Source organism: Helicobacter sp. UBA3407, from assembly GCF_949747025.1.
GTDB classification, from domain to species: domain Bacteria; phylum Campylobacterota; class Campylobacteria; order Campylobacterales; family Helicobacteraceae; genus Helicobacter_D; species Helicobacter_D ganmani.
In genome coordinates this window covers 1-1599 of record NZ_CATKCB010000020.1, presented here as the reverse complement: position 1 = coordinate 1599, position 1599 = coordinate 1, and the positions used below count along the sequence as shown (strand labels likewise).

Annotated in this window: 2 protein-coding genes; one reads left to right on the top strand and one right to left on the bottom strand. The window is 39.5% G+C overall.

What is annotated here, in order from left to right; all coding sequences use genetic code 11:
- On the bottom strand, positions 1 to 512 hold a 512-nt coding region (gene selD / locus Q1553_RS00170), incomplete at its 3' end, for a selenide, water dikinase SelD (protein ID WP_300842645.1).
- 186 nt (positions 513 to 698) lie between these two features.
- On the opposite strand from selD, the gene Q1553_RS00165 reads away from it, so the two are divergent.
- Positions 699 to 1475, top strand: coding sequence for a sulfite exporter TauE/SafE family protein (locus Q1553_RS00165; RefSeq protein WP_300691439.1), 777 nt, complete (start codon positions 699 to 701; stop codon positions 1473 to 1475).
- Positions 1476 to 1599 lie beyond the last annotated feature (124 nt).

Below are 1599 nucleotides of genomic sequence, written 5' to 3'. Positions count from 1 at the left end.
TCTGCGACTTTAGAATCTAGCATATTTGCCTTTAATGCAGTTGTAAGCACACCCATACCAATAGGCTTTGTAATAACAAGAGCGTCCCCAACTTGTGCGCCATTGTTACGCCAAATTTTTTTTGGGTGAATGATTCCACTCACGCTCAAGCCGTATTTTTGCTCATTATCCGACACCGTATGCCCACCAATAAGCACACCTCCGGCTTCTTTGATTTTGGATAATCCGCCCTCTAAAATACCTTGCGCATAATCTTGCGGAATCCGACAAGAATCCCACATCATAAGGTTTAGGGCACATTTCACGACTCCACCCATTGCATACACATCACTTAGCGCATTTGCCGCGGCAATCTGCCCATAGACAAAAGGGTCATTCACCACAGGCGTGATAAAATCTGCTGTCTGCACAAGGGCTAAATCAGGCGTGAGCTGATAAACCCCAGCGTCTTCGTTGCCTCTAAAATCTACCAAAACATTTGCATTTTCTTCGTTGCTTAAGGAGCTAGCAATTTGTGAGAGGTCGTCCAGACCTACTTTACCTGCTCAACCGGCAACTTTAACAAATTGTGTGATTTTAATTTCTTCTTTGCTTGTTTGCATTTTATTTTTCCAAATCGTTTAATAGGGATTTTAACTATTTTACCTTATTTCTAATTATTTTTTGGCAAAATTGTATAAAATTTTTAAGGCTTTTATATGGAATGGTTAGTCCTAGACTTTTCATTTATTCTTACACTTTTTATCATTGGAATTTTTACAGGAATTCTAGCGGGATTCTTTGGAATTGGTGGCGGAGCAATTATTGTGCCCTTGATGATTTTACTAGGAAATGACATAAAAATTGCGATTGGAATCTCTATTATGCAGATGATTTTTTCCTCTGTCTATGGTTCTTATATCAATTACCGCCAGAATAATTTAGAGTTCAAAGATAGTCTTTATGTGGGGCTTGGAGGGTTAATCGGCGCAGCTTTTAGCGGTATCGTGGTAGATAGAATTCCATCAAACATTTTGGAGGGATTCTTTACACTCTTTATCCTCTATTCCCTTGTTAAGCTTTTTAAGGCAAATGCTTATGGTGGAGAAAGCCGTTTAGGCAATGGAATCAGCGCAAAACTATTTCTCATCAGCTGTGGCTGTGTCGTAGGCGTCTTTGCAATTTCACTTGGAATCGGTGGAGGAATGATGTTGTCTCCACTTCTTGCCTATTATTTGGGATATAGTAGCAAAAAAATCATTCCGCTTTCGCTTTTCTTTATTATTTTTTCCTCTGTTTCGGGATTTACTTCCCTAGCAATGCACGGCTATGCGGACTATAAACAAGGCATTATCGTGGGAATCGCCTCGCTCATTGGCGTGCGCATTGGGATTTGGTTACTTAGTATCATAGACGCCAAAAAACACAAATACGCGCTACTTATGATGTATTGCCTCGTGCTTAGCATTATGCTTAAAAAAATGTTTTGGAGTTAAATGTTGTGCGCATTGTAATGGAATCGTAAAAGGCGAGATTTAAATTACAGATTATTTCAGGCAAAGCCCTTGCAAAGAAAATAAGAAAGATGATGAGGGAGAACCCTCATCAAAGGAGAAACAC